Source organism: Roseomonas acroporae (assembly GCF_023223525.1).
Lineage (GTDB): Bacteria > Pseudomonadota > Alphaproteobacteria > Acetobacterales > Acetobacteraceae > Roseomonas_E > Roseomonas_E acroporae.
In genome coordinates, this window is record NZ_JALPRX010000054.1 from 1 (window position 1) to 23,134 (window position 23,134).

At 70.6% G+C, this 23,134-nt stretch carries 31 protein-coding genes and 2 pseudogenes; 12 read left to right on the forward strand and 21 right to left on the reverse strand.

The genetic code is table 11. The annotated features are described in order from the left end of the window. The 11 genes from M0638_RS12550 to M0638_RS12600 form a co-directional block, all read right to left on the reverse strand. Window positions 1-584 (reverse strand): hypothetical protein (locus tag M0638_RS12550; RefSeq protein WP_248667339.1); only part of this gene is annotated, 584 nt, incomplete at its 3' end. 16 nt (window positions 585-600) lie between these two features. Further along, window positions 601-852, reverse strand: a complete 252-nt coding sequence (locus tag M0638_RS12555; RefSeq protein ID WP_248667340.1) for a hypothetical protein — start codon at window positions 850-852, stop codon at window positions 601-603. A gap of 3 nt (window positions 853-855) precedes the next feature. Next, on the reverse strand, window positions 856-1,704 hold the full coding sequence (locus tag M0638_RS12560; protein WP_248667341.1) for a phage capsid protein: 849 nt from the start codon (window positions 1,702-1,704) through the stop codon (window positions 856-858). Window positions 1,705-1,866: 162 nt separating this feature from the next. Next, window positions 1,867-2,760, reverse strand: coding sequence for a capsid assembly protein (locus tag M0638_RS12565; RefSeq protein ID WP_248667342.1), 894 nt, complete (start codon window positions 2,758-2,760; stop codon window positions 1,867-1,869). After that, window positions 2,702-3,004, reverse strand: coding sequence for a Bbp19 family protein (locus M0638_RS12570; RefSeq protein WP_248667343.1), 303 nt, complete (start codon window positions 3,002-3,004; stop codon window positions 2,702-2,704). The genes M0638_RS12565 and M0638_RS12570 overlap by 59 nt, the downstream gene beginning before the upstream one ends. Continuing rightward, on the reverse strand, window positions 3,001-4,554 hold the full coding sequence (locus M0638_RS12575; protein WP_248667344.1) for a portal protein: 1,554 nt from the start codon (window positions 4,552-4,554) through the stop codon (window positions 3,001-3,003). The genes M0638_RS12570 and M0638_RS12575 overlap by 4 nt, the downstream gene beginning before the upstream one ends. Next, window positions 4,554-4,775, reverse strand: a complete 222-nt coding sequence (locus tag M0638_RS12580) for a hypothetical protein (protein WP_248667345.1) — start codon at window positions 4,773-4,775, stop codon at window positions 4,554-4,556. Before M0638_RS12580 ends, M0638_RS12575 begins: the two co-directional genes overlap by 1 nt. Before the next feature lie 52 nt (window positions 4,776-4,827). Further along, window positions 4,828-5,280 carry a hypothetical protein gene (locus tag M0638_RS12585; RefSeq protein ID WP_248667346.1) on the reverse strand — a complete coding sequence of 151 codons (453 nt, stop codon included), beginning with the start codon at window positions 5,278-5,280 and terminating at the stop codon, window positions 4,828-4,830. After that, window positions 5,270-6,856, reverse strand: a complete 1,587-nt coding sequence (locus M0638_RS12590) for a hypothetical protein (protein WP_248667347.1) — start codon at window positions 6,854-6,856, stop codon at window positions 5,270-5,272. The genes M0638_RS12585 and M0638_RS12590 overlap by 11 nt, the downstream gene beginning before the upstream one ends. Then, on the reverse strand, window positions 6,856-7,035 hold the full coding sequence (locus M0638_RS12595) for a hypothetical protein (protein WP_248667348.1): 180 nt from the start codon (window positions 7,033-7,035) through the stop codon (window positions 6,856-6,858). The genes M0638_RS12590 and M0638_RS12595 overlap by 1 nt, the downstream gene beginning before the upstream one ends. Continuing rightward, window positions 7,025-7,744, reverse strand: coding sequence for a hypothetical protein (locus tag M0638_RS12600; protein ID WP_248667349.1), 720 nt, complete (start codon window positions 7,742-7,744; stop codon window positions 7,025-7,027). The genes M0638_RS12595 and M0638_RS12600 overlap by 11 nt, the downstream gene beginning before the upstream one ends. Before the next feature lie 226 nt (window positions 7,745-7,970). Here M0638_RS12600 and M0638_RS12605 point away from each other — a divergent pair, with 226 nt between their 5' ends. Beyond that, a complete protein-coding gene (locus M0638_RS12605) occupies window positions 7,971-8,447 on the forward strand; it encodes a DUF29 domain-containing protein (RefSeq protein ID WP_248667350.1) in 477 nt (158 codons plus the stop codon). A 9-nt stretch (window positions 8,448-8,456) separates the two neighbouring features. Here the strand turns inward: M0638_RS12605 and M0638_RS12610 are convergent, their stop codons facing one another. From M0638_RS12610 to M0638_RS12635, 7 genes are all read right to left on the reverse strand, one after another. Beyond that, window positions 8,457-8,939, reverse strand: coding sequence for a hypothetical protein (locus M0638_RS12610; RefSeq protein ID WP_248667351.1), 483 nt, complete (start codon window positions 8,937-8,939; stop codon window positions 8,457-8,459). A 23-nt stretch (window positions 8,940-8,962) separates the two neighbouring features. Further along, the gene (locus tag M0638_RS12615; protein ID WP_248667352.1) at window positions 8,963-11,452 is read right to left on the reverse strand and encodes a hypothetical protein; all 2,490 of its coding nucleotides are present in this window, start codon (window positions 11,450-11,452) and stop codon (window positions 8,963-8,965) included. A gap of 83 nt (window positions 11,453-11,535) precedes the next feature. Next, window positions 11,536-11,886 carry a VRR-NUC domain-containing protein gene (locus tag M0638_RS12620; protein ID WP_248667353.1) on the reverse strand — a complete coding sequence of 117 codons (351 nt, stop codon included), beginning with the start codon at window positions 11,884-11,886 and terminating at the stop codon, window positions 11,536-11,538. Window positions 11,887-11,965: 79 nt separating this feature from the next. Continuing rightward, window positions 11,966-13,375 (reverse strand): DEAD/DEAH box helicase, encoded by a 1,410-nt coding sequence (locus M0638_RS12625; RefSeq protein WP_248667354.1) that lies wholly within the window; start codon window positions 13,373-13,375, stop codon window positions 11,966-11,968. Continuing rightward, the gene (locus tag M0638_RS29245; protein WP_408903500.1) at window positions 13,375-13,620 is read right to left on the reverse strand and encodes a GcrA family cell cycle regulator; all 246 of its coding nucleotides are present in this window, start codon (window positions 13,618-13,620) and stop codon (window positions 13,375-13,377) included. Before M0638_RS29245 ends, M0638_RS12625 begins: the two co-directional genes overlap by 1 nt. A gap of 24 nt (window positions 13,621-13,644) precedes the next feature. Next, window positions 13,645-13,947 (reverse strand): hypothetical protein, encoded by a 303-nt coding sequence (locus M0638_RS12630; RefSeq protein WP_248667355.1) that lies wholly within the window; start codon window positions 13,945-13,947, stop codon window positions 13,645-13,647. A gap of 83 nt (window positions 13,948-14,030) precedes the next feature. Continuing rightward, on the reverse strand, window positions 14,031-14,423 hold the full coding sequence (locus M0638_RS12635) for a hypothetical protein (RefSeq protein WP_248667356.1): 393 nt from the start codon (window positions 14,421-14,423) through the stop codon (window positions 14,031-14,033). 53 nt (window positions 14,424-14,476) lie between these two features. Between M0638_RS12635 and M0638_RS12640 the strand changes: the two genes are divergently transcribed. Further along, complete coding sequence (locus M0638_RS12640; protein WP_248667357.1) at window positions 14,477-14,794, forward strand: hypothetical protein; 318 nt, start codon at window positions 14,477-14,479, stop codon at window positions 14,792-14,794. 54 nt (window positions 14,795-14,848) lie between these two features. Then, the gene (locus M0638_RS12645; protein ID WP_248667358.1) at window positions 14,849-15,115 is read left to right on the forward strand and encodes a hypothetical protein; all 267 of its coding nucleotides are present in this window, start codon (window positions 14,849-14,851) and stop codon (window positions 15,113-15,115) included. An 87-nt stretch (window positions 15,116-15,202) separates the two neighbouring features. Here the strand turns inward: M0638_RS12645 and M0638_RS12650 are convergent, their stop codons facing one another. Both M0638_RS12650 and M0638_RS12655 read right to left on the reverse strand, forming a co-directional pair. Next, on the reverse strand, window positions 15,203-15,886 hold the full coding sequence (locus tag M0638_RS12650; RefSeq protein ID WP_248667359.1) for a GIY-YIG nuclease family protein: 684 nt from the start codon (window positions 15,884-15,886) through the stop codon (window positions 15,203-15,205). Continuing rightward, a complete protein-coding gene (locus tag M0638_RS12655) occupies window positions 15,883-16,113 on the reverse strand; it encodes a transcriptional regulator (protein ID WP_248667360.1) in 231 nt (76 codons plus the stop codon). The genes M0638_RS12650 and M0638_RS12655 overlap by 4 nt, the downstream gene beginning before the upstream one ends. 91 nt (window positions 16,114-16,204) lie before the next feature. Between M0638_RS12655 and M0638_RS12660 the strand changes: the two genes are divergently transcribed. The 9 genes and pseudogenes from M0638_RS12660 (at window position 16,205) to M0638_RS12695 (ending at window position 21,337) form a co-directional block, all read left to right on the forward strand. Continuing rightward, window positions 16,205-16,834 (forward strand): helix-turn-helix domain-containing protein, encoded by a 630-nt coding sequence (locus M0638_RS12660; RefSeq protein WP_248667361.1) that lies wholly within the window; start codon window positions 16,205-16,207, stop codon window positions 16,832-16,834. Window positions 16,835-16,903: 69 nt separating this feature from the next. Then, entirely contained in the window at window positions 16,904-17,725 is an 822-nt protein-coding gene (locus M0638_RS12665; protein ID WP_248667362.1) for a Rha family transcriptional regulator, read from the forward strand. Between the two features lie 11 nt (window positions 17,726-17,736). Then, a complete protein-coding gene (locus M0638_RS12670; RefSeq protein WP_248667363.1) occupies window positions 17,737-17,940 on the forward strand; it encodes a hypothetical protein in 204 nt (67 codons plus the stop codon). Next, the gene (locus M0638_RS12675; protein ID WP_248667364.1) at window positions 17,940-19,151 is read left to right on the forward strand and encodes a hypothetical protein; all 1,212 of its coding nucleotides are present in this window, start codon (window positions 17,940-17,942) and stop codon (window positions 19,149-19,151) included. Before M0638_RS12670 ends, M0638_RS12675 begins: the two co-directional genes overlap by 1 nt. Beyond that, window positions 19,151-19,399, forward strand: a complete 249-nt coding sequence (locus M0638_RS12680) for a hypothetical protein (RefSeq protein ID WP_248667365.1) — start codon at window positions 19,151-19,153, stop codon at window positions 19,397-19,399. Before M0638_RS12675 ends, M0638_RS12680 begins: the two co-directional genes overlap by 1 nt. Next, entirely contained in the window at window positions 19,399-19,758 is a 360-nt protein-coding gene (locus M0638_RS12685; protein WP_248667366.1) for a hypothetical protein, read from the forward strand. The genes M0638_RS12680 and M0638_RS12685 overlap by 1 nt, the downstream gene beginning before the upstream one ends. 169 nt (window positions 19,759-19,927) lie before the next feature. Beyond that, window positions 19,928-20,056: pseudogene (locus M0638_RS12690) on the forward strand (ClpX C4-type zinc finger protein); the annotation flags it as partial. Between the two features lie 19 nt (window positions 20,057-20,075). Next, window positions 20,076-20,219 (forward strand): annotated as a pseudogene (locus M0638_RS29250) (helix-turn-helix domain-containing protein); the annotation flags it as partial. A 20-nt stretch (window positions 20,220-20,239) separates the two neighbouring features. Next, window positions 20,240-21,337 carry a tyrosine-type recombinase/integrase gene (locus M0638_RS12695; protein WP_248667367.1) on the forward strand — a complete coding sequence of 366 codons (1,098 nt, stop codon included), beginning with the start codon at window positions 20,240-20,242 and terminating at the stop codon, window positions 21,335-21,337. Between the two features lie 294 nt (window positions 21,338-21,631). On the opposite strand, the gene M0638_RS12700 is transcribed toward M0638_RS12695, so the two are convergent. After that, entirely contained in the window at window positions 21,632-23,107 is a 1,476-nt protein-coding gene (locus tag M0638_RS12700; protein ID WP_248667368.1) for an NAD(P)H-hydrate dehydratase, read from the reverse strand. Window positions 23,108-23,134 lie beyond the last annotated feature (27 nt).

Genomic DNA, 23,134 nt, shown 5'->3' on the forward strand with positions numbered 1-23,134 from the left:
GCCGCCGCCGCGTGGTCGAACATGAGGCCGCGCAGGCCGGAGCCGGTGGCGCTGGGGAGCTGCACGAGGATCGGCGTCACCGGCTGCCCGGCCGCGCGCACCAGGCGGAAGCCACAGCCGGCGCCCGAGCCGTAGACCATCTGGCTCGGCATCGACATCCAGAGCGTGTCCGGGCAGCCGATGTAGAGACCGTCCGGCACGTAGAAGCTGAGGCCGCTGTTGAACGCGCGCTGTGCTTTTGTGAAAAGCGAGGCGCCGTCAAAGTCCAGCACTGAGGAAAGCTCGCGCGCCTTGTCTTGAAGCGTGCGGCGCGGCGCGGCGCTATCGACGGGCTGATACGTCCCATCCGATCCGGCGCCACCCAACGCGATCAGCGCAACAGGATCGGTACTGGTGAGGCGGTACTGCGCCAAGCCGTCAGCGCAATCGAGGAACAGCACGTCTCCCTTCAGGAGCCGACGACGGGCCACATCGAAGTAGCCCGCAGCCGTGACCGCGCCGAGCGCGTCTGCCGTCCGATAGAACCAGACACTGTTGCCGTTCCCGTAGGAAACGGACGACATGCCCAGCCAATCGAACGGCATTTCGACGCGCCCCGGATCAGGTCAGGTCGGTGGCCGCGACCGTGACGCCGCCGACAGCCGCGGCGGTGACGCGGAGGATGCTGCCGGTCTCCGACCCGCCGACGCTCATGCGGGCGAAGATCACGTCGCCCTGGTTGAGCGTCGGCTGCGCGCTGTTGAAGTAGCCGGCCGCAACCACCGTCGCCTTGGCGTCGGCAGTCTTGTAGAGCCAGATCGCGTTGCCGTTGCCGTAGGCGACCTGGGAGAGGTTCTTGAGGTCGAGCGCCATGGATCAGGTCTCCGTGCTCTTGAGGCGCACGAGACCGGCTTCATCGATCAGGCCGGCACCCATCGCCATCATGGCGTTGATCCAGTGCGCGGCGCGGTCGCCGTGCCAGGTGATGTCGGTGGTGACATCCTCCTGGATCGCATGCGCCACTGCGGACTTGTGGTAGATGAAACCGGTCCGGATGTTCGACGTGATCGACAGGCCCGTGTAGCGAAGCCACACGACGCCCAGCCACCGCTTCATCTCCATGCCCTGCCCGCCGAACGGCAGGTCGGTCTGGCCGATGTACTGGCTGTTCACGAACTCGGTAATGCCGAGCATGTTCGTCCAGCCCTGCGGCGACACGAGGCCCACACGGTCGCCGTCATCGGGCACGTCGTTGGCGTTCAGCATCTCCAGGCCCTTGAGGATCTTGGCCTTGGTGATGCCGGCGCTGTCCGCCAGGTCACCGGTGCCGGTGACGTTGCGCGCGGTCGTCGCGCCGTCGAGCGCGGCGACGATCAGCGCATCCGTCTGCCGGCCCAGCGCGTAGGCGTGCGCATTGGCGAGAAGCTGGCGCTCCGGGATGTTGGTTTTCAGCTCGTCGAGCTTGTCCACCCAGTCGCCCGCGTAGTAGTCCGACAGGAACACCTCGACCGAGGAGTGGTCGGGGTTCATCGGCGGAATGGGCGAGTTGCGCGGCTTCTGCACCGCCGTGCCCGTGCCGAACTTGGGGAACATCACCGACGCGCCGCGCACACCGGTCTTGGTTCGGACGGACCCGCGCAGCTTGCTCGACTTGCGCTGGTACGCCTCCTTCACCTCGCTCTCGAACTGCTTGATGAAGGCAACGGGGATCGTGTTGGCCGTCACTGCCGGCAACCTCGTGAATGGGACGGGGGTCCGCATCCGCTCGGTTGTCCTGGGGCGATGCTCTGCGCGGGTGTCCGTCACCGGGCCGCGGCATCGCGGGGCAGGGCCACGCGTCAGCTACAGGGGCGGGTCCAATAGGCCCCGCCGCCTGTCAACAGGAAATCAGCCTCGCCCGAAGGGGTTCGGCACGCCGGCAGGGGTGGCGGCGTAGAGCTGTTCGAAGCCGCGCGTCACCCGCGCCTGGAATTCGGGGTCGGTCCGGTAGCGCGGGTCGGCCACCATCCTGTCCAGCTCGGCCTGCGTCACCCGGCTGCCGGCGCCGGCGCCGTTGATCGGCGCGAAGGTGGCGCCGGTCGCGCGGGTGATCAGGCTCTCGATCGCCTCGAAGGTCGCGCGGTCATGCACCACGCCGTCGAGGGACAGCGCCTTCTCGCCGATGAGCTGCTTCGCCTGCCCCCAGACATAGTTGGCGCGCTCCCGGCCGTGCTCGCCCAGCTCGCCGTAGAAGCGGTCGCGCTCGGCGGCGATCTGCGCCGCGGTGGGCTGCCGCGCCACCTGCATCTGGGCGTACTGCCCGATCAGCCCGGAGAACTCCTCCTGGCTCATGCCGGCCCGGTACGCCAGGTCGCGCGCCATGCCGTAGAGCGGATCGGCCTTGTCCAGGACCATCACCGTCTTGCCCTCGGGCGCCTTGAAGTCGGGCCCGGGCGGCTCCTCCAGCAGCAGCAGCCCCTCGGGCGCCTCGGCCGGCGGGCGGATCTCGTAGGCGGCGGCGCTGGCGGGCCGGTTGCCGAACAGCGTCTTCTCGGCCGCCGCGCGCGCCTCCTCCTGCCGACGGCCGACGAGCTTCTCCAGCTCGCCGTACCCCTTCACCAGCGCGTCGGTGCGCAGCTCGCCCTTGGCCGGGTCCCAGAACTTCTCCGGCACGCCGGCCGGCCGCTCGGTGACGGCCGCCTGCTGCTGCCCGCCCGGGGCGGGGCCGCCCGCCGGTGCTCCCTCACCCGCCGCCGGCGCTCCCGTCCCCGGCTGCGCGCCGCTGCCGCTCTCGTCGGCCATGCTCGATCCTCTCCATGATGATGCCGAACAGGCGCTTCTGCCCGTTCAGGTCCCGCAACTCGGCCTCGCTCGCCGTGGGGGGGAGGCATGGCTGGTGGACCAGCGCCTCCAGGTCGAGCAGCACGCGCTGCCCGGCCGGCGTGCTGAACGCCGCCAGGTACAGGTCCGCCAGCTCGTCGCGCTGCTGCACCGCGCGCTGGCGCGCCACCTCCAGGGCGGCGCTGCGGGTCGTGGGGGCGCTCATACCGCCGGCGCCTCCGGCTGCGGCAGCATGCCCGCCTGCTGCGCGAGGGCCATGCCCTGCTGCATCATCGCCGCCTTCTCGGCCGCCGTGCGGATCAGCGAGGGGTCGATGCCCAGCCGGTCCGCCAGCCAGGGCGTCGCTGCGTCCGTGTTCACCGCCAGCAGCGTCGCCTGTGGCCCGGCCACCTGCTGGTGCACGGCGGTGAATTGCGTGAACCGGAGCACCTCGCCCTGCGCCATGGCGCGCGTCAGCGGCGCCAGGGGGCGGATCGCCACCTGCCGGCCGTCCAGCCGCGGCCAGCCGGCGCCGGCCTGCCCCTGGTGGTGCCGGAGGATCCAGTAGACCCGCCGCACCAGCGGGAACAGGAAGTCCACCAGCAGCGAGCCATAGGCCGAGGACAGCGCCTCGGCCCGGTCCGCCGTCCGCTGCATCACCTCCGTGGCCGACATCGGCGTCTTCGTGGTCGGCCCCAGGTCGGGGATGTAGAAGGCGCCCTTGATCACGCCCGTCAGCCGCTCGGCCTCCGTCTCGGCCGGCCGGAGGTCGAAGCGCGGCGTCAGCGGCTCCAGCCCCTTGCCGCCCGGCGCGCGGGGGATCAGCGTGCCCGGCACCGACAAGTCCACCGTGTCGGGGTTCAGCACCCCGTCGTCGTCGTACTGCCAGACGCCGGTGAGCTGCATGTCCAGCGCCTCCAGCCGGATCTCCATCAGCTTGTTGAGCTGGCGGATGTCGGGCAGCGCCACCTGCATGGGGCCGCGCCCGAAGGCGCCGCCGGACCGCTCGAAGTCCCAGGCCAGAAAGGGACAGGAGCCGGCGCCGCGCCACTCGTTCTCGGCCACCACCTCCTCGGCGCTGCCGCCGTCGTCCGGCAGCACGGCGAACTGCCACACCTCCTCGGCCGGCTGCCCCCAGTCGCGGGTGCAGATCTCCACCACCTGCACCTTCTCCTCCGGCGTCGTATCGAGGAGGTCCCGCCACCGGTCCGGCAGCCGCGCGCGGGGGTAGAGCACCGGCACGTGCCGCACCTCCAGCCGGCGCGGGCGGAACAGTCCGTCGTACCGGCCGTCCGGCCCCTGCGAGAGGTAGGCCGTGGACAGCGGCACGTGCTCGAACCGCACCGGCTCGATCGCCGAGCCCGGGTTCGCGATCATGACCCCGGTCCCGACCCCGAAATCCTCCATCGCGGCATGGGCCTCGCTCCGGAAGCGGCTGCTGTTGATCTCCGTCGTGATCGTGCGCGTCAGGGCGGCGAGCCACCCCTCGGCATCCCGACCGCCCTGCGCGTCCGATCCCGCCTGGAGGTCGAACGGCTGCTCGTTCGTCGGCCAGATGCCCGTCAGCATCGAGGAGGCGAACCGCTGGAGCGCGAACGCCGCCGTGCTGTCGAACACGTTGTTCTGCACCACCGCCCCGCCGATCGCCTGCTGGTTCGGCCGGTCGCGCAACGGCAGCCCGTGCTCGTAGCACTCGGTCAGCAGGGCTTCGAGCGGCTGCCGCCGCCCCTTCGCCGCCTGGTACAGCCGCGCCAGCTCCTTCGCGTCGGCCGCCATCACACCCCGCCCAGCTTCGCCGGATAGCCGGCCTCGCTGCCGCTCAGCAGCGCGAACCGCCCGCGCAGCCGCTGCGCCGTCGCCGCGTTGTCGGCCGCCAGCCGCGCCGCCGCCTCCTGCGCCTTGATCTCGGCGTCGCGCTTGGCCTTCTCCTCCTCGGCCGTCGCCGCCTGCTGCGCCGCGGACGGCTGCGCCGCGACCGTCGTCCCACCGCCACCCATCACCGCCTCCGCGCCCTGCCGCGACGAGGCATCCAATCCGGGCCCCGCGGGATCAAGGCACCACCTCGGCCCCGGCCGCGAGCATCCGGCGGTACAGCCCCCACGGCGTCAGCGGCGTCGCGCGCATCCCGAGCAGCGCCGCGATCGCGCCGGCGCACGTCACCACCCACCGCGGCCGCGCCAGCCGCGCCCCCTGCCGGTCGATCCGCAGGATCCGCAGCGCCCCCACCTTGTTCATCGCGAAGGCCTCGACCACCGCCTCGAAGGGGATCAGCCGCACGTCCAGGCAGGTGAACGCCGGGTCGAAGAACACCCAGTGCACCTCGCCCGCCCGGTCCGGGTTGCCCCGCGGCGCGAAGGCGAAACAGTGCGCGAAGCCCTTCCGGCACAGCCGGTGCCACCACACCGTGTCCGCCGGCTGGAACGCCACGAACCACGTGCCCGGCTGCGGCACGAACGGCTCCAGGTGCACCACCTCGCCCGGCGGCGCCATCTCACCGTCCACGCAGCAGCCCTCCCCATCCGCGCCCGCGCCCGGCCGCCACCACCACCTGCCGCCGCGGCGCCTCGCGAGGCAGGCCGCCCACGCCGGGCGTGCCGGCCTTCTGGAACAGCGCCCGCCCCTCCCCGCCGCCGAGGATGAGGTACTGGCAGGCGTCCGCCACGTGGCTGAACCGGTTCTTCAACGGCCGGTCCGCATACCGGTCCTGGCTGCCCTGGATCCGCGGGTAGGCGTACTGGCCGCCCATCGCCGCCGTCAGCACCGGGCACGCCCCCTGGTCGATCAGGAACCGCGGCCGCCCGTCGAGGAGCTGCTGCAGCACCTCCCCCACCGCGTCCCGCCGCACCACCCAGTCGTTGTTCCCGGGCGCCGGGATGATGCGGATGCCCTCGGCTCGCATCGCCAGGAACGGCGACACGTCGTCGCTCTGCTCCATGTTCTCCCCCGCCGGGTCGCCCCACACCGCGTAGTCCCAGGCGGGGAACCACTGCGCCAGCGACCGCTTCAGCGCCCGCCCGAACTCGCGCGCGCCCATGCTCTCGGTCACGATCTCCCGCAGCACCCGCCACTGCCCGAACACGCACTGCCCGATCGCCGCCGCCGGCGTCCGACCGAAATCCACCCCCACCAGGATCTCGTGCCCCCGCACCGGCTCCAGGTCCCGCTTGCCGTGCAGCTCCACCCGGAACTGCGGCCACACCGCCTTGCCCGCCCGCTTCGCCCCGGGCTTGTTCCCCAGCTCCGTGTCGATCTCGGCCTTCGTCCGCCCGCCGATCTTGTCGGCGTAGTACCCCGCCGGCAGGAACCGCAGGTTCTCGGCCTCGGGGTTCGGCACGTACCCCGTCACCTCCCCCGCCTCGTCCCGCTCCTCGATCACCGCCGAGGGCTGGAGGTGGAACTCCCAGTCCGCCGGCTTGACCATCGACATCCGGTCCTCGCGCGACAGACCCTCCGGCATCGGCGCCTGGCCGCTGATCACCGACAGCCACGACCCCATCTCCGGCGGGTTCGTGTCCCCCAGCACCTGCGGCTGCGTGCACCCACCCCAGGCCACCGGCGGATACCGCCCCACGCGCTCGACCAGCGCCACGATGATCTGCCGGTCCACGTACCGCGCCTCGGACACGTAGGCGTCGCTGATCTCCAGCGACTTCAGGTCCTCTAGCGCGCTGTCCGGATCGTCCAGGCCGTAGAACAGGATCTCCCAATCCACCCCGGGCATCCGGATGTGGTGCCGCGGCCGCCCGGAAATCAGCGTCGCGCCCCACGTCTTCTCGGGCATCACCAGCCGCTTCGTCGGCAGCACCGTGTCCTTGATCTGCTTGAGCGTGTTCCGCACCACCAGCGTCCGCCGGAACCGCTTGCCCTTCCACGGCCGCTGCACCGCAAAGGCGTTCGCCATCAGCGCGTGCCACGACGCCGTGCTCTTGCCCGACCCCACCGGGCCCTGGATGAGCTTCACCTTCGCCGGCGACGCGATGTACCGCTCCAGCACCGCCCCGTCCGGCTCGATCCGAACCGGCGGCGCGCCCCGCAGGATCGTCTCGCCCTCGGCATCGTGCTGGAGCAGCGGGGGCATCAGCCCCGCCCCGCCTTCACCCGCACGCGCGGCTTCCAGGGCCAGCCCGCCGCCCTCAGCGCCCAGTACGCCGACAAGCACCGTTGCAGCATCGCGCGCTTCTCGGCATCGCTCCGCCGCTCGGCCAGCTCCCGCGCCAGCCGCTCCTGCTCGCGGCAGCAGTCGTCGTCACGATCCATCGGGCACCACCTTCTTCCGCGGCTTCCGGGGGCCAGGATTTTTTCCACCCTGACCTTTCGGGGCCGGAGACTTGCGGGTGACCCGGCTGGGGACTGGCGCGCGCGGATTTTCGACCCCCCGGCCCTCCTCGGCCGCCGCGTGAGCGACCCCCCCGGGGGGTGCCTTGCCCCTGCCGGAGCGGCGCGGGCCTGTGACCCTCGCCTGCTCAAGGCGCGTGTCACTCTCGTCCGTCGCAGTGCTATCCACGATGTTCGCCGCGTCTGACATGCGCTGTGCCAGCGTCTCGCCTGCATCGGTGCGGAACACGATCTGCACGGTCACGCCGGCGCCGGTCGCCTGCTGCGCGGACTGGTCCAGTCCACCGATCCGCAGTCCTGCCAACGCGGCGTCGAGCCTGACGCGCTCGCTGGTCGCTCGGCGCTCAAGGTGTCGTAACACGGCGAGAGAGCTGGCCGCGTCAATCTGCGCCGCTTCCTGGAGCGCCTTCGTCAGTGCTGCGCGCACGGCCGGGCGGGCGAGGGCGCGGGATGCCTGGATGCGGGCCACGTCACCTCTTCCATAGCCGGCGGCGGTTCCGGCCTGCTCACGGGTGACGGATGCGCCGCGGGAAGCGGCGTGCACGATGGCGTCCACGAGCCGCTGTTCCTTCTCCGTCAGGGCTCGCTGGGCCTGAGTTTCATCCGAACATGCCGCCAGGGCTTCGCTCATGACCTCGCCGCATCCAATAGGGCGAGGGGCGGCGCAAGCGGTGTGTGCGGTGCCAGGAAGTAGGATGCGGAGGATCAGGGGGATGTTTCAGCCGCCCTATACGAACTGTCATGGTACGTGTGTGGGGGTGGGATCGTATTTGACAGTTCGCACGGGGTAGCGGGAATATCCCCCTGATCCTACTGATCCTACTTTTACGATGCCGCACCGATAGAGGGGGCGTGACGTGGACGGCCTGTACGAGCGGGACATCCTGGCGTGGTCGGAGGATCAGGCGGCGCGTCTGGGGCGGCTGGCGGCGAGCGAGCGGGCGAACGAGGCCGGGATCGACTGGGCCAACGTGATCGAGGAAGTGGAGAGCGTGGGGCGGTCGGAGTTCCAGGCGGTCGAGAGCCTGCTGGTGGAGGCGCTGCGGCACATGGCGAAGCTGGCGGCGTGGCCGGAGGCGCCGGCGACGGCGCACTGGACCACCGAGGCGCTGGCGTTCCTGCTGGGCGCCCGGCGGCGGATCAGCCCGAGCATGCGGCGGCGGCTGGACGTGCCGGGGCTCTACGCCGATGCGGCGCGTCTGGTGCGTCGCCAGGCGGTGGCCGAGGGGCGGGCGATGGCGCCGATCGTGGACGCCTGCCCGCTCACCCTGGACGAGCTGCTGGCGGCGGACGCCGACCCGGCCGTGCTGGCGGGTCGGCTGCGGGCGGGGTGAGGGTCCAGCTCAGCCGAGCTTACCCTGCTCCCGCATCTCTCGCTCCCACTTCATGTCATCGGCGCGGTCAAGCTCGCTTTCACCGCTGTCCCGATCGATGTGCTGACCCGGGCCACGCCGAGCATGCGCGATGAATGCCCTGACCAATCGGTCTAGCGAGACCTCGGCCGGCGCTCGTGCGCCGATCTTCATCCACACTGGCAGTCGGCTCGTGATGAAGTCCAAATAGTCAGCGTCGTTGGGCGTCCATACCTCCAGGACCGTATCGCCGCTGTCCAGCTTGATGATCCAACCCTCCTCGGCGAAGCTTTCCGGGATCAACCACGAACGCGCCACATTGACATAGTCGTCGTTCTTTCCGAACGACATCACGGTGTGCTGTTCTCCATAAGACTGGGCGGTTGCCTCGTCCCACCATGTCGGCCGGTTTGCCATCTTGAAGCATCCGTCAGTCCACATGACCACCCGCTCAACCCTGCCACTCTCGCTCATTGCGATCCCTCTTTCTGCTGGCCTTACACCTTCACCAGCCGCCACAACGTGGCATTGTCGCGCTTCTTCTCGCTGGCCCCAAGCCGGAAGCCACGGATGACGCGCTTCTGCACGTCGCGCAGCCACTTCCCGAGTTTATCCCGGTCGATGACGCCGTTCTTCCCGGCGACGGCCAGCAGCGCATCGCGGAACTCGGCGTGGCGGAGCAACTTCGCGCCCTCCATGCCGGCGCCGTCTGACGTGGTGCCGTAGTGAAACTCGGTGGCGGTGGCGAGCACGTCCCGAGCGCGCACCTCTCGGTCGCCGAACGTGGTCCACCACCACGCCATCACCTCGGCGTTGCGCTCCATCTCCGGGTCCAGCTTCCGCATCGCCTCCTGCGACGCCACCGGATCGGCGCAGTCGAGCCAGATGAGCGCGTTCCGAACCCAACCGCTCCACTCCTCGAACGAGCCGAGCGGCTGCACACCCTTCTGCGCCGGCCGCCCGGCGACGTGGAAGGCGCGCAGGATGGTGAGAGCGGCGGCGAGGTAGCTGCCCCGCCGCGCCTTGGCGCGGGCCACCGGCTCGAAGTCGAAGACGCGCAGCTCGGGGCGCTCCACGCCGGGATCGAGCTGGCAGAGGAGGGCCCGGCGCGTCATGTCGCCGAGGAAGGCCAGGTTGTTGCCCGTCGCCATGACCAGGGCGTCCGAGGGCATCTCGGGCATCTCGCTCTTGCCCAGGATGCGGGTGCGCACGACGGGCTGCGTCATCATCTGGCAGAGCATGTCGCCCCCGACCGGGGCGGTGGCGTTGTCGATCGACACCACGGCGGCGCCGGCGAGGAGGAGGGCGCCGAGGCGCTTTTCCGTCTCCTCGTCGTTCCTGCCCTGCGTGACCACACCCACCTCCCGGCCGGTGGCGACGACACCGGCGATGTCCACCAGCTTCGACTTGCCGGAGCCCGGGGTGGGGGCGGTGAAGCCGAAGGCAGGCGCCGTGCGGAGCGAGCGGCGGATGCAGGCGGTCAGGATGCCGGCCAGCGCCACGGCGCGGTCCGTGTCCGAGCAGAAGTTGAAGTGCTGGATCAGGTCGCGGAGGAGCTGCAGCGCGTCCTCGGCCTGCCGCCGGGTCGGGTGTACCGGGATCTCGGGATAGTCCTCCCCCTGCGGGTCGTAGAGCAGGCCGGTGGCCTCGTCGTAGCCCGGAACCTGGAGGATAGAGCCGTCCGGCCGCAGGGTCGGGCCGTTGGTGACGCCGGCGATGTTGGGCAGGCGCCAGAGGCCGGCGCGCTGCTGGTAGGTCTTGGTGATGTCCATGGGCGCGTCGGCCACCACCCAGCTATCGGACCGGGCGTCCCACTTCTCCCAGGCGGCGGCGGTGTCCAGCGCCTCGCGGAGGGCGTGGTCACCCATCTCCAGCAGGCGCAGGCCGGTGGTGGTGCGGTTGCCGGAGATCCGGAACTCGGTCAGGCCCGGCCGGACCAGGTACGGGCCGCGCTGGTAGATGCCGAGATCGGCGGCGATCAGGGCGCCCTCGGCCGCGTCCACGATGGCGGCGATGTTGCCCTTCAGCAGGCGGATCAGCGGCCGGTTGCCCCGGTTCGGGTCGGGCTTGGTGTCCTCGGGGCGGGCGCCGCGGTCCCAGAGACGCTGCCAGTACCGCTCGTCGGCCGAGGCTTCCTCGCCCTTGCCGTGCGGCCACCGGCGCAGCAGCACCTTGCATTCCGGGAAGGAGAAGCCGCAACGGCGCAGCAGCGCCATCATGGACATGTCCATGCCGGAGCGGCTGCTGTCGTTCAGCCCTTCGGTGCTGCCCTCCCAGCGGCGCGCGACCTTGCGCCTCTTGGCGAACATGCCGTTCAGGCGCGCGAGCAGTGCGGCGTGGTCGGGGTCGGCGCCTTCGGTTTCGCCCTGCGGTGGAGCGCCATCGGAATTCCGATAACGCTCCTCCCGTGCCGGCGGCGGCTCCGTGAACTCGGCCTGCGCCTCTTCCCCGCGCCCGGACCGCACAAGGGCGGGGCCGGCCTCCTTGATCGCCCACAGCAGGGTGCGCAGGTCCACCGGCCGCATGTCGCGCGGCGCGCTCTCGAAGTGCTGGTCGGTGACGGCGAAATAGCGGTTGCCGAGGTGCAGCTCGATCGCCGGCGGGTGGTCGCCCTTGCCCTTCTTGAACTGCTTGCCGTGGTCGGTGCCCATCACGGCGCGCAGCGCCGGCAGGTCGGCCGCGGCATAGGTGAAGAACACCTTCACCCCGGTACCAGAGGGGCTGACCTCGGTGTAGGAGGCGAACCGCTCCATCACCTCCAGCGCCCATGGCTCGATCTGGCCGGTGGCGGGGTCGCGGCAGGTGTCCAGGTCCACCCCGCCAAAGGCCAGGCCCTCGTGCTGGTCCGACGCGCCCAGCTCGATCCCGACGCCGCCGCCGGCTCCGTTCACATGCCGCCGGGCCCAGTCCTCGGCCTCGCGGCGCCGCGCCCAGGTGGCGGGATCGTCGGCCTTGGCCCGGGAGCCGGTGCGCGGAGCGTAAGGCACCTTCGTGACCTTGCCGGCACGCTCCTCGTTCCGCCAGCCAACCCACCGCGGCATCGCGGCGGCGGCAGAGAGTGCGATCGGCGTCACCGGCTAGCCTCCAGCACCGCCACCGCCTCTTCCGGCGAGCGCACCACCCCCGCCACGCCGCCGAACCGCAGCACCATGGCGATGAACGCCCGCTGCTCCTGCGTCGCGCGGCCGTTGGCCTTCACCTCCAGGGCGACGAACCGGCCGATCACCTGCCCGACCATGGCGGGCGTGATGGTGACGGCCTGGATGCCGATCAGGTCGGAGCCGCCCGGGTTGCCGACGCCGTACCGGACCACGCTGCCGTCCGGGTAGTGCGCGACGCCGGCGTTGTTCCGGAAGACGCGCGTGTCCTCGCGGCCGCCCACGGCGAGCATGATGGCGGCCTGGATCTGGGCTTCGGTCACGGCAGCCTCCCGGCGAGGACCTGCCCGACCAGCGCCGCCAGGAAGGCGAGCGCGGTGACGAAGATGGCCTGCTTGAGGGTCATTGGGGCGCTCCGCCCATCTCGCGCATCACGTGCCAGGTCCAGCCGGGCTGAAATCCCTTGGCCCGGCGGATCGTCTCGACCTCGGCGCGGCCGATCCCGGGCCGGAGGAGGTTCCGCGTCGGCGTCGCGCGCAGCCGGGCGATGATCTCGGGGGTGACGGCGACCAGCTCGCCGTCGAGTTCGAGGAGTTCCTGCCGCTCCTCCCGTGCGTCGCCGTAGGAATGCCCGCAGGCGGGGCATTTGGGCGCCGGCGGATGCATGGCCCAGCAGGCAGGGCACTGCGTGACCGCCGGCGCGCCCTCGCGCTGCCGCTTCGGCCGGCCCGCCAGGCTCCATTCCCGCGGCGTGTCCGGCAGGCCGTGCCGGAGCGTGTTGCCGGCGTGGTCCAGGATCACGAGGTGGTCCTTGCCGGGCGCCGGGCGGAGGCCACGGCCGACCTGCTGCAAGTGAAGCCCGACGCTTTTCGTCGGCCGCAGCAGGATCACGGCGCCGATCGCCGGCACGTCCAGGCCCTCGCTGATCAGTTCACACGCGCAAAGGATTTGCACCGAGCCGTCCGCGAGCCCGTTGATGGCTGCGTCCCGGTCGGCCGGGGGCGTGGCTCCCGAGGCGGCCACGGCGCGCCAGCCCGCGTCCCGGAAGGCCAGGGCGACCTTCTCTGCGTGGCGGATGGAGGAGCAGAAGGCGACGGCCGGCCGGCCCGGGGCGAGGCGCTGGTAGTGCGCCACCGCGTCGCCGGTGATGGAGGGCTCCTCCATGGCCTCGGCCAGGGCGCCGGCCTCGTAGTCGCCGCCGCGGATGCCGACGCCCGATAGGTCGGGCCCATGGGCAGGCGCGTAGGCCACGGCCGGGCACAGGTAGCCGCGCTCGGTCAGCCAGGCCACGTCGGGGCCCTGCACCAGGATGTCGAACGGTCCGCCAGCGGCCCGGCCGAGGCCCTTGCCGTCGGCGCGCTCCGGCGTGGCGGTGACGCCGAGGATCCGGGCCTGGGGGAAGGCGGCGATCACCTCGGCCCACTGTCCGGCGACGGCGTGGTGCGCCTCGTCGATGATGATGAGGCCCGGGTTCAGCCCGGCGGCCTCGCCTTGCAGCCGGCGGCCGAGGGTCTGGACGGAGGCGACGTGGACCGGGTGACAGGTCAGGGTGTGGCCGGGCGCGATGATGCCGTGCTCGGGCACGCCGGCCTCGGTCAGCTTCTCGCTGGCCTGCCGCAGCAATTCCTTCCGGTGCACGAGGATCAGCACGCTGTTGCCGCGCCGGACGGCCTCGACGGCGATGTGGGAGAAAATTCTAGTCTTGCCGGCGCCTGTCGGGAGCTGCACCAGCACCGCGCGGTGCGCTGCCAGAAATGCCCGCCGGGCCGACCAGACGACGCTCTCCTGGTAGTCCCGCAGGGACACGGACATCACGATCCTCGGGTGTAGGCGCGGCGCGCACAGGCGGCGCAGTAGGGCTTGCCGGGCTCGACCGGCGCGCCGCAGTACCGGTGCGTCGGCTGCTCCTGGTGACCCCACAGAGGCCATCGGCATGTCCGGTGGATCACCGGCGCGGCGGGCGCGGAGGCGACCACCGGCGCCGGGCAGCGTGTCCGGTTGGCCGCCGACACGGCGAGCCGGTTCCGGAGGCCGTGCTTGACCGGGAACGCGATCACGGGTGCGGCGCGCTCCCGGTCCGGTCAGGCGGTGCGCCAGATGCGCGTCAGGTTCTCGCCCGCCTTGCGCACCTCGAACTTCGCGCCGGGCGCGTGCTTCTTCGCCCAGATCTCGGCCGAGCGGCGCGCGCCGGCGGCCGACATGTGCTGCACGGTGACGGACTGGCCGGGCTGGAGCCTGCCCCAGTCGTACACCTGCCCGCGCGCCAGCTCGGGCGACGGGATCGGCAGGCCCGTCTCGATCTCGCCGAAGACGGCGTGCGGCTTCTTCGGCGCGTTCGGGTCGCGGGCGCGCTTGGGCTTGTCGGCGGTCGTCGTCTCACTCATCGTCGTCATCCTTGTTGAGGGTGGTCCTGATGCTCCGGCGGTCTGTCAGCCGGGCAACGCGGTCTCGCGCTCGACCGAGCAGCTCACGGATGCGTCGCGCGCGCCACGTCAGCCAACCCAGATGCCAGCGTGCCAACACGAGCCGGAGGCTCATCCGTTTCTCCGTCGATTTTCGCGAGAAGGGCATCGAGCGCGGCCATCTCGTGTTCGGCACGGAGCCGGGCGAGACGCAGGCGATCCGCCTGCCGGCGCTTCAGGCGCTCGTATTCATCGACGGCAAGGTGCGTGACCTGCCGCCACCAGTAGGACTTCGCCCGGCGCGGGCTGATCCCGAAGAAGCGCGACACGGCCTCGTATGCCGCGTCCAGCGTGCCGAGCTTCGCCCGCTCGTCGCGGATGCTGTCGCGCACCCATTCCGTCGCGCGGTCGATGCAGCTCGTGTGCATTTCACCCACCCGTCTGTGCAAATCGCCCAACACGCTGTGCGTCCTTCCGCTCACAGTTGCTCTTGTCGGCGGAGCAACACGCGATGGACGGCAGCGAGGTGAACGGCAGCGGCGAGGCGGCGCGGGGTGGGTGCCCCGCGCCCGTCTTTTGCGGCGTCAGCGACGACCGGCGGCACACGCGCGTGCAGGCCGACGCGGTGCTGGGACCGGCCGAGCTGGAGACGCTGATCGTGACGCTGCTGGCGTGCCGCGCGGCGATGGCGCCGCGGCGCCTGCCCCTCCTGTTCGAGGGCAGCCGCACGCTGGTCGGCGACGCCTGGAAGGTGCGCGACGACGGCGCGGTGATGGTCCACCACCCGGGGCTCGGCTGGATCGGCGCGGTCGGCCCGAGCCGTTGCTGACCCGGGCCGACCTGCTCCACCATGGGGATGCGACCCACCCATGGAGGAACCCACATGTCGGACGCAGTGCCCGACCAGCCCCACAAGTTCACCTTGCAGGAGCTATTCATCCGCCTTTCGACGGCGCAGGGCATGGTCATGGCTGCCATGGTCCGTGCCCTGCGGTCGGACGATCCTGCCGCTGTGGCGGCTGTCGCGGCGCGCCTTCAGAACTGGCAGCCGGTTCACGAGGACCCGATGACGCAGGAGATGGCGACCAAGATGCATCGCATGATGGTCCTGACGCTGACGGCGAGCGAGGAACCAGCCGGCCGGGCGTGAACTCCAGGGCCGTGGGGTCGATCGACACCCACGGCTTCAGCGCCGGCCAGATCAGCCACAGCAGGAACCGGGCGACGAGACGGCGCATCACGCGGCGTCCTCCGAGGACGCGGCGTTGGCGAGCGCGGTGGCCTCGATATGGGCGCAGAGAAAGCCACGGAGCCAGCGAAGGGAGGCGAGAACTCTCTTTTCGTCAGGATGTCCCTTGAAATGGGCAGCAAACTCGGCTGGCGAAGTGTTCTTCGCAATATGGAGAGTATGAAAAACGATGTCCCCCACCAGCAGAGCGTAAGCGGCCCCGCTGTCTCCTGCTGCCAACTGAAGGATTTCGTAATAGGTGGCGTGCGGACGCTCGTCCCAGAGCGCCGAGACTTCGCGCAGGAGGCCCGCCATTTCTTGACCTTGTTCGGTAAGGCGGGCGCCTTCTTCGAGGCGGGCCTGCGCGAATGCCTCACACTCAGCGCGCGATGCCCCGTGGTGCCTGAACATCACGTTGGCGAGGTTGGCTCCACGATCCTCAGCCATGGAAGCGCGCGGCACGGCGACGGTCAGCATCTCCGGCACGAACTCGAACCATTCGTCCCTGACATGCTGGTCGGCGAACCGGCGGTGCAGCCATCGCTCCTCGGGGAGATCGCCGTCGGCAGTGCGCAGGAGCGTCAGCACGGTGGCGCTGCCAGTCTGGAGTTGCGCCATGCGTCGGCCGACGTCGCCCGTGCAGCCGATCTTCACGTGCCCATCGGCACCGGAGCGGAGGAAATAGACGGTCACGGCGCGCTCGCGGGGGCGGGGTGGGCGTCAGCGGGCGGGTACAGGTCCGGCCGCAGTTCGTGGCGGGTGACCTTGCCGCCGGTGGCACGCTCGACGGCGAGGACCCGCTCGGCAGGCACCCTCCGCACCCGCCACTTGAAGACGCTGGAGGGCTTCACGCCAACCAGATCCGCGAGCTTGGTCAGCCCGCCAGCCAGTTCGATCGCGCGTTCAGCGGCCGTGTCCATGCCTGCATGTAGCCATAAGCTAAGACACATCGCAATGGCTAACTTAGCCACAAGCCATGCGCCCTAGGCTAAAGGCGAGTAGGATGCTGGCATGACACTAGGCCAGAAGCTGAAAGACCTCCGAAACCGCGCCGGGATTGGGCAGGCTGAGGTTGCCGCTGAAATGGGAGTGTCCACGCCCACTGTCAGTGAGTGGGAGAACGGGAAGAAGAACCCCAGCAGCGGAAAACTCGCCGCGCTTGCTATTTTCTACTCGGTTTCCACAGACTACCTACTTGGTAATGAAGAGTTGCCTCCAGGCGATAAAGACAAAAAGTTGTTTGTTAGACGCCGAGGAGAAGTAGGAAACCTCGGCGCGTCGATGCGAGAAAGCCGATATCTCGTAAACGAAATCGAAACATTGATGAAAGAGCTTGGAGAGGACAATGACAACTTAAAACGGCTGTTGGAATTGAGAAAGAATATGCTCGATAACGCCAAAGAATTGATTGACACGCAAAATAAGTGGATCGACCAATCTAAAAAACGATCGGAAGTTTTGCAAAACGATGCGACAGTTTTTGCAAAAGCTCTGAGAGAGCTGCTTTCCAGACCAGAAGTGCGCTCGCAAGTCCTTGCGGGAGGTGAGGCAGAGGCATGGAGCGACATTGAGCATCGCGTCCGGCTGTTCCTCCACCGTGAGGCCGGCGAGGACGACGATGCAAGCTCAGTCTCAGGCTAATTTTAGCTTGCAGTGAATTTAGCTTAAGGCCAATACTCCCCTCCGCACCCCCAGTGTGGAGGCCCACCCGTGGACACCCCGTCCGCCCCCGCCTACCCCGCCCAGCCTGATCCCGCCGGCCCGGCGACCGCCCTGGAGCCCATCGTGCGCGAGCACGACGGCGCCGCCTGGGCGGACAGCCGGGACGTGGCGGCCGGTTTCCGGAAGCTGCACAAGGACGTCCTGAAGGCGTACCGGAACCTCGCCTGCTCGGAGGAATTCCGCCGGCGCAATTTTGCGCCGTTCTATATCAAGGACTTGACCGGCGAGAGCCTGTCCCACGTCCGCATGACCAAGAACGGCTTCGCCTTCCTGGCGCTGGGCTTCACCGGCGCCGAGGCGGCGGCCTTCAAGGAGGCGTACATCACCCGGTTCGACGCGATGGAGGCCGAGTTGCGCGGCCGGCCTGCGGTGGACCCGGTCGCGGCGCTGAACGATCCCACGCAGCTCCGGAACCTGCTGCTCGGCTACAGCGAGCGCATGATCGCGCTGGAAGCGAAGGTCGAGGCCGACAAGCCCAAGGCCGCCTTCTACGACCGCTTCGTCAACGCCGATGGCAACTACGGCTTGCAGAACGCGGCGCGAGTGCTGGGTCAGCCGCCCAACAAGTTCGTCCAGCACCTCAAGGGCGACGGCTACCTCTTCTACCAGGGCGGCTCGCTGGTGCCGAAGGTCCAGTACCGCAAGTACTTCGACGTGAAGTGCACGATGGTCGATGACAAGGCGCGCTACCAGACCTTCATCACGCCGCTCGGCATGCAGTACTTCGCGCGCAAGTTCGGTGTGGATCGGCTGCCGCTCTGCGACGAGCAGGCGCAGCGCGTGCACTTCGCTGGCGAGGAGGCGCACTGATGCCCGAGCCCGTGCCCATCTCCTATGAGACGTTCGTCGCGGACGAGGTCGGCCAGTACCGCGCCACACCTTCCGCTCTCGCGGCCGGCTTCATGATCGAGCAGGACGTGGTTGTCCCGATGCCCGACGGGTCGAAGCTCTACACCACGCGCGTGCTGATGACGCAGAAGGGCTTGGCGCACTTCAAGGCGCTGCTGGCGGAGGATGCACGGTGATGGCGACCCTCAAGGCGGCCGCGCGCCGCTCCCGCAAGGCCGAGGTCGCGGTGGCGACCGGCACCTTCACCACCCCGCCGCCGGCCGCCGAGGCGCCGGCCAGCGAGCCGCGCCACTACCTCGACCGGATCGCCGAGGCGGCGACGGCGACGGACCTGATGGGCATCTGCGCCGCCCTACGCCGCATGGAGCGGTTCCGGCACGAGCCGGCCTGGCTGGACGGCGGCACCGACGAGGAAGGCGATGCCTGGAACAACGCCGAGGAGCTGCTGCTCGATCGGCTCTCCAAGCTGCCCATCATCACGCCGACGCAGGCCCGCACGGTGCTGAACCTCGGCCTCGACTGGTTCTTCGAGATCAAGGATGCACCGGCGGCGGAACACCTGAACTACCCCGACCCCGCCCGCATCTACGACGTCATCAAGCACGCGCGCGACGCGCTGACCGCGACGGCGCGCCAGCCCGACCCCGCCTCCTCCGGCCACGTCGCCATGCTGGCCGAGCTGCGCGCGATCCAGGCCCGGCAGGATCTCTGGAACGACGACAAGCTGCCGGAAGCCGAGGGGCAGGCGGACTACGAGGCGTGGTGGCGGGTGGTCAAGCGCGCCATCGCGACGCCGCCCACGACGCAGGCCGACGTGGTGGCGATGGCCCACATGTTCCCGATCGTGCTGGATAGCGTGAAGGGGCCGACCCTGGACCCGCAGGAAGCCTTCGCCCTCACGCTGGTCAACGGCATCATCGGCGGCGCCGCACCCGCGCCGGCCCGGCCTGCCAAGCCCTGCCCGGTGGAGGCGCTGGGGCGGGAGTGGAAGCGGCTGGACGATGCGGTCGCCGGAGAATGGGACGCGGGAAACGACGACGATCCCCGGCACGATCGCGACCGCCGCATCCTGCTCTCCCGCATGCTCGCCGCCGAGAACGAGACAACGTGGCAGCGAGCGCGGACCCCGCTGGGCGCGCTGTTCCAGGCCATGGTCACCATGTCCCAGGTCCGGAAGCTGGAGGACCTGCGCAACCCCGAGGCCGAGGACGACGCCGAGAAGCTGGTCGAGAGCATCGAACGCCTGCTGCAATCCCTGTGCGCGTTCCTGGAGGACAGCTTCAGCGTTTCCAGGCGCGATGTGGGTGTGCAGGCGTTCCTCGACCGCGATCTCGATCCGCACGCCCGCATGGCGGCGGCGCTGGCAGAAGCGGAGGGCATGGCGTGATGCACATGCCCATCCACATCACCTACACCCCCGCCGACATCGCCGAGATGCGCGCCGCCGACGTCATCATGGCGACCTTCCCGGAAGGCGACCACCTCATCCTCAAGGGTGACGACCTGCTCAAGCTGATCGCCGACAGCGGCAAGGCGATGGAGACGCGCATCATGCGCGTCCCCTGCCGCAACACCACCGAGGCCGAGATACTGGCGGCGGTGCTCCAGGTCTACTGCCAGGAGCGGGGGCACTGATGACCTTCCACGGCACCCCACCCGCCCCGGACTGCGGCGCCATCAGCCCCCGCACCGAGGCGCTGCGCCCCGACATCGGCCTGTCGGAGGAGGTGGTCGGCGCGATCCGGCGCCTGCGCAAGCAGGGGCAGCCAGCGGCCGACATCGCCGCCACCCTGGCCCTGCCGATCGAGGTGGTGGAGCGCGCCATGCTGGCGATGCGGACCGACCGCCCCGACAGCACGCGCGCCACGCTCAACGTCACCCGCGAGGCGGCGCGCTTCGTCAACGGCGAGCGCGGCCGGCCGGACGAGCCGATCTGGGCGGTGATGGACCGGCTCGTCGCCGAGCTGATCGAGAGGAGGCGGGCCGGTGTCTGAGGCCAGGGTGTTTCCGTCGGAAGACGGCACGGCGCGCTTCATCTTCTCGTTCGAGGGTGGGGCGCCGGTCCTCCGCTACAACACGGACAAAGGCCATTGGGCTCGGCAGCAGTTCGCCCGGCGCCAGGCGATCGACCTCGCATCCTTCCTGCTCGACAGCGCCGAGAAGATGCCAGTTCCAGGAGCAACACTGCACTGCGCGTTCTGCGGCAAGTCGCAGCACGAGGTGCGCAAGCTGATCGCCGGGCCGGCGGTGTTCATCTGCGACGAGTGCGTGGACCTATGCCACGCCATCGTGGCTAAGGCGGAGGGCGGCGATGGCTGACGGCGCCCTCACCCACAAGGAAGTCGCGGAGCGGTTCGCCATCTCGCCGCGCACGCTCCGCGACATGGTTGCCGCCCATCACATCCCAATCCTGCGGATCGGCCGCGCCGTCAGGTACGACGCCGTGTCGCTGGCCGCCATGGAGGAGGCATTCAGGTGCCGCTCAAGCTCGTCCGGCGCAAAGGCTCCGCGCTCTGGTACATCCAAGGCACTGTCGCCGGAACAAGAATTCGCGAAAGCACGGGCATTGCTGATCGAGGCCTCGCGGAAGAGAAGCGAGCCCAGCGCGAAGCCGAACTCTTCCGTGGTGCCGTTTACGGGAGCCGCGCGGTCGTCAACTTCTCGAAGGCGGTGACCTCGTACATGAAGGTCAACAAGCCTTCGCCCGAGACGTCGAAGCTGGTGACCCGCCTGCACGGCCTGCTGGGGATGAAGCTGCTCAAGGACATCAAGCAGGAGCAGGTGGACGAGGCGATCGAGGCAATCTGCCCGGGCGCCTCACCGCAGCGGCAGGTCCGCGCGGTCATCACCCCGCTGACCGCGATCCTCAACCACGCGGCCTACCGGGACTGGTGCGACCCGCCCCGCTTCAAGCGCCCGCCCGGCGCGGCCGGCGAGAAGCGCACCCGCTGGCTGACCCCCGACGAATACCGGCGCCTCCTGACCTCGGCCTCGCCCCACCTCCAGCCCATGATCGTGTTCATGGCCTGCACCGGGGCCCGCATGGGGGAGGTGCTGACCCTCCAGTGGCGGGACGTGGATCTGGACCACGGCCGGGCCGTCCTGCGGGACGTGAAGGCCCAGCACGGCGTCCGCCGGAACCGGCTGTGCGACCTGCCCCCGGCCGCGGTCGAGGCCCTGCGCGGCATCGAGGGGCGGCAGGGCGAGGTGTTCCGCACCGAGGACGGCAAGGCCTACTCCGGCAAGGGCGGCCTCGGCAGCCGCGCCAAGAGCGCATGGGCCACCGCCTGCCGGCGCGCCGGGTTCGAAGGCGAGTGGGTGGTGACCCGCTGGGAGGACGGCACCGTCAGGAACCGGTGGTGGCAGGTCGAGGACGTGACCCCCCACGTCCTGCGGCACACCTGGGCCACCTGGCACTACGCCGTCCATCGCGATCTGTTGAAGCTCAAGCTGGACGGCGACTGGTCGAGCGTCACCCTGTGCGAGCGGTACGCCAAGCTGGCGCCGGCGGCGATGGCCCCGGCGATCATGCGGTGCTGGGGTCAGGAGGTCGCGGCGCAGGCGGTCGGTTAGGAGAAAAGACCCATCCCTGACGCATGGGAAATGCCCAACCGAGGCATCCATTTGCCGAGTAAGTATTTGATTTGCAACGGGAAATAGGTTGACATGGCGGGGGTCACAGGTTCAATCCCTGTCGCGCCCACCAATCCTCCCATGCTGGCAGGATTGGGGCCCGGCCCGGCGGAACGCACGCCTCATCGCAGCCCGATCCACCGGCTCCACCCGCACGCAGGGCGCCTCGCCCCTTCGCGAGGTCCTGGCCGGCGCTTCGGGAGGCGTCGCCGGACAACGCCGCGGGCCCGGAACTCAGACGGCCGCCGCGAGCGCGCCCGGCAGCGCCCCGATCACGTCCTCGGCCAGCATCCCATGCTGGTCGCAACGCCTGGCGGCGGCGCCGTGCAGCCAGACGGCGGCGGCCGCCGCCTCGAAGGGCGGCATGCCCTGCGCGAGCAGGCTGCCGGCGATCCCGGCCAGCACGTCGCCCGTGCCGGCGGTGGCGAGGCTCGGCGGCGCGTCGGCGTTGATCGCGGCGCGGCCATCCGGCGCCGCGATCACCGTGTCCGGCCCCTTCAGCACCAGCACCCCGCCGAAGGCGGCCGCGGCACGGCGCGCGGCCGCCAGCCGGTCCTCGCCCGCCTCCCCGAACACGCGGGCGAACTCGCCGGCATGCGGCGTGGCGATGGCGACGCCGCGCAGCCCGGCCGGATCGCCCGCGCAGGCGGTGAGCGCACCGGCATCGGCCACCACGGCGCGGCCGGCCTCGACCAGTTGCCGCAGCGCGGCGCGCGTGGCGGGCGCCGGCGGCAGGCCGGGGCCGATCACCCAGGCGTGGCGGCGCTCGTCGGCGAGCAGTTCGCCGATCCCCTCCTCCACCACGATCGTGCCGGGCAGGTCGTTCCGGTACACGGCGGCGGCGGCCGCATCGGGCGCCGCGATGGTGGCGAGCCCCACGCCGGCGCGGCGGGCGGCGCCGGCGACCAGCCGCGCGGCGCCGGTCATGCCGTCGCTGCCGACGATCGTCAGGTGGCCGCGCCGGTACTTGTGCGATTCGGCCGTCAACGCGGGGAGACGCCACAGGCCGGGCCGGTTCTCGCCTGGCCGGTTCTCGCCCGGCCGGTTCTCGCCCGGCCAATTCTCGAAGGTGCGCGGCGCGATCGGGCCGAGCACGGCGTCGGGCAGGCCGATATCGGCCAGCACCACCTCGCCGCACAGGTCGCGGCCGGGCAGCAGCAGGTGGCCGGGCTTGCGCCGGAAGAAGGTCACGGTGACGGCGGCCTGCGGCGCGAAGCCGCGCACGGCGCCGTTGGCGCCGTCGACGCCCGAGGGCACGTCCACCGCCAGCAGCGGGGCGCGGACGGCGCGCAGCACGGCCTCCACCTCGGGATCGAGGGCGCGGGAGAGGCCAGCGCCGAACACCGCGTCGATCACGAGGCCGGCGCGCGCGGCGAGCGCCGGCGTCGGCGCCACCACCGGGCCGCCCCAGCGCGAGGCCGCCACGGCCGCGTCGCTGCCGGGGCGCGGCGGGCCGAAGGCCGCGACCGTGACCGGCCATCCGCGCCCCTCCAGCAGCCGCGCCGCCACGTAGCCGTCGCCGCCGTTGTTGCCGGGGCCGGCGAGGACCAGCGCGCGGCAGGGCCGGAAGCGGCAGGCCGCCCGCGCCACCGCCGCCCCCGCCGCCTCCATCAGCCCGATCCCGGAACGGCCCGCGGCGATCGCCGCGCGGTCCGCCTCCGCCATCTCCGCGGGCGTCAGCAGCGCATGGGGCAGGATCGCTTCGGGCATCGGGCGCGCTCTCCGTTCCCCGGGCCG

What these genes read in the sequence shown, in the direction of transcription:
- M0638_RS12555 (WP_248667340.1), bottom strand. Translation starts at nt 852, where the DNA reads ATGGCGCTCGACCTCAAGAACCTCTCCCAGGTCGCCTACGGCAACGGC.
- M0638_RS12565 (WP_248667342.1), bottom strand. Translation starts at nt 2,760, where the DNA reads ATGGCCGACGAGAGCGGCAGCGGCGCGCAGCCGGGGACGGGAGCGCCG.
- M0638_RS12570 (WP_248667343.1), bottom strand. Translation starts at nt 3,004, where the DNA reads ATGAGCGCCCCCACGACCCGCAGCGCCGCCCTGGAGGTGGCGCGCCAG.
- M0638_RS12575 (WP_248667344.1), bottom strand. Translation starts at nt 4,554, where the DNA reads ATGGCGGCCGACGCGAAGGAGCTGGCGCGGCTGTACCAGGCGGCGAAG.
- M0638_RS12580 (WP_248667345.1), bottom strand. Translation starts at nt 4,775, where the DNA reads ATGGGTGGCGGTGGGACGACGGTCGCGGCGCAGCCGTCCGCGGCGCAG.
- M0638_RS12590 (WP_248667347.1), bottom strand. Translation starts at nt 6,856, where the DNA reads ATGCCCCCGCTGCTCCAGCACGATGCCGAGGGCGAGACGATCCTGCGG.
- M0638_RS12595 (WP_248667348.1), bottom strand. Translation starts at nt 7,035, where the DNA reads ATGGATCGTGACGACGACTGCTGCCGCGAGCAGGAGCGGCTGGCGCGG.
- M0638_RS12600 (WP_248667349.1), bottom strand. Translation starts at nt 7,744, where the DNA reads ATGAGCGAAGCCCTGGCGGCATGTTCGGATGAAACTCAGGCCCAGCGA.
- M0638_RS12610 (WP_248667351.1), bottom strand. Translation starts at nt 8,939, where the DNA reads ATGAGCGAGAGTGGCAGGGTTGAGCGGGTGGTCATGTGGACTGACGGA.
- M0638_RS12625 (WP_248667354.1), bottom strand. Translation starts at nt 13,375, where the DNA reads ATGTCCGTGTCCCTGCGGGACTACCAGGAGAGCGTCGTCTGGTCGGCC.
- M0638_RS12630 (WP_248667355.1), bottom strand. Translation starts at nt 13,947, where the DNA reads ATGAGTGAGACGACGACCGCCGACAAGCCCAAGCGCGCCCGCGACCCG.
- M0638_RS12640 (WP_248667357.1), top strand. Translation starts at nt 14,477, where the DNA reads ATGGACGGCAGCGAGGTGAACGGCAGCGGCGAGGCGGCGCGGGGTGGG.
- M0638_RS12645 (WP_248667358.1), top strand. Translation starts at nt 14,849, where the DNA reads ATGTCGGACGCAGTGCCCGACCAGCCCCACAAGTTCACCTTGCAGGAG.
- M0638_RS12655 (WP_248667360.1), bottom strand. Translation starts at nt 16,113, where the DNA reads ATGGACACGGCCGCTGAACGCGCGATCGAACTGGCTGGCGGGCTGACC.
- M0638_RS12660 (WP_248667361.1), top strand. Translation starts at nt 16,205, where the DNA reads ATGACACTAGGCCAGAAGCTGAAAGACCTCCGAAACCGCGCCGGGATT.
- M0638_RS12675 (WP_248667364.1), top strand. Translation starts at nt 17,940, where the DNA reads ATGGCGACCCTCAAGGCGGCCGCGCGCCGCTCCCGCAAGGCCGAGGTC.
- M0638_RS12680 (WP_248667365.1), top strand. Translation starts at nt 19,151, where the DNA reads ATGCACATGCCCATCCACATCACCTACACCCCCGCCGACATCGCCGAG.
- M0638_RS12685 (WP_248667366.1), top strand. Translation starts at nt 19,399, where the DNA reads ATGACCTTCCACGGCACCCCACCCGCCCCGGACTGCGGCGCCATCAGC.
- M0638_RS12700 (WP_248667368.1), bottom strand. Translation starts at nt 23,107, where the DNA reads ATGCCCGAAGCGATCCTGCCCCATGCGCTGCTGACGCCCGCGGAGATG.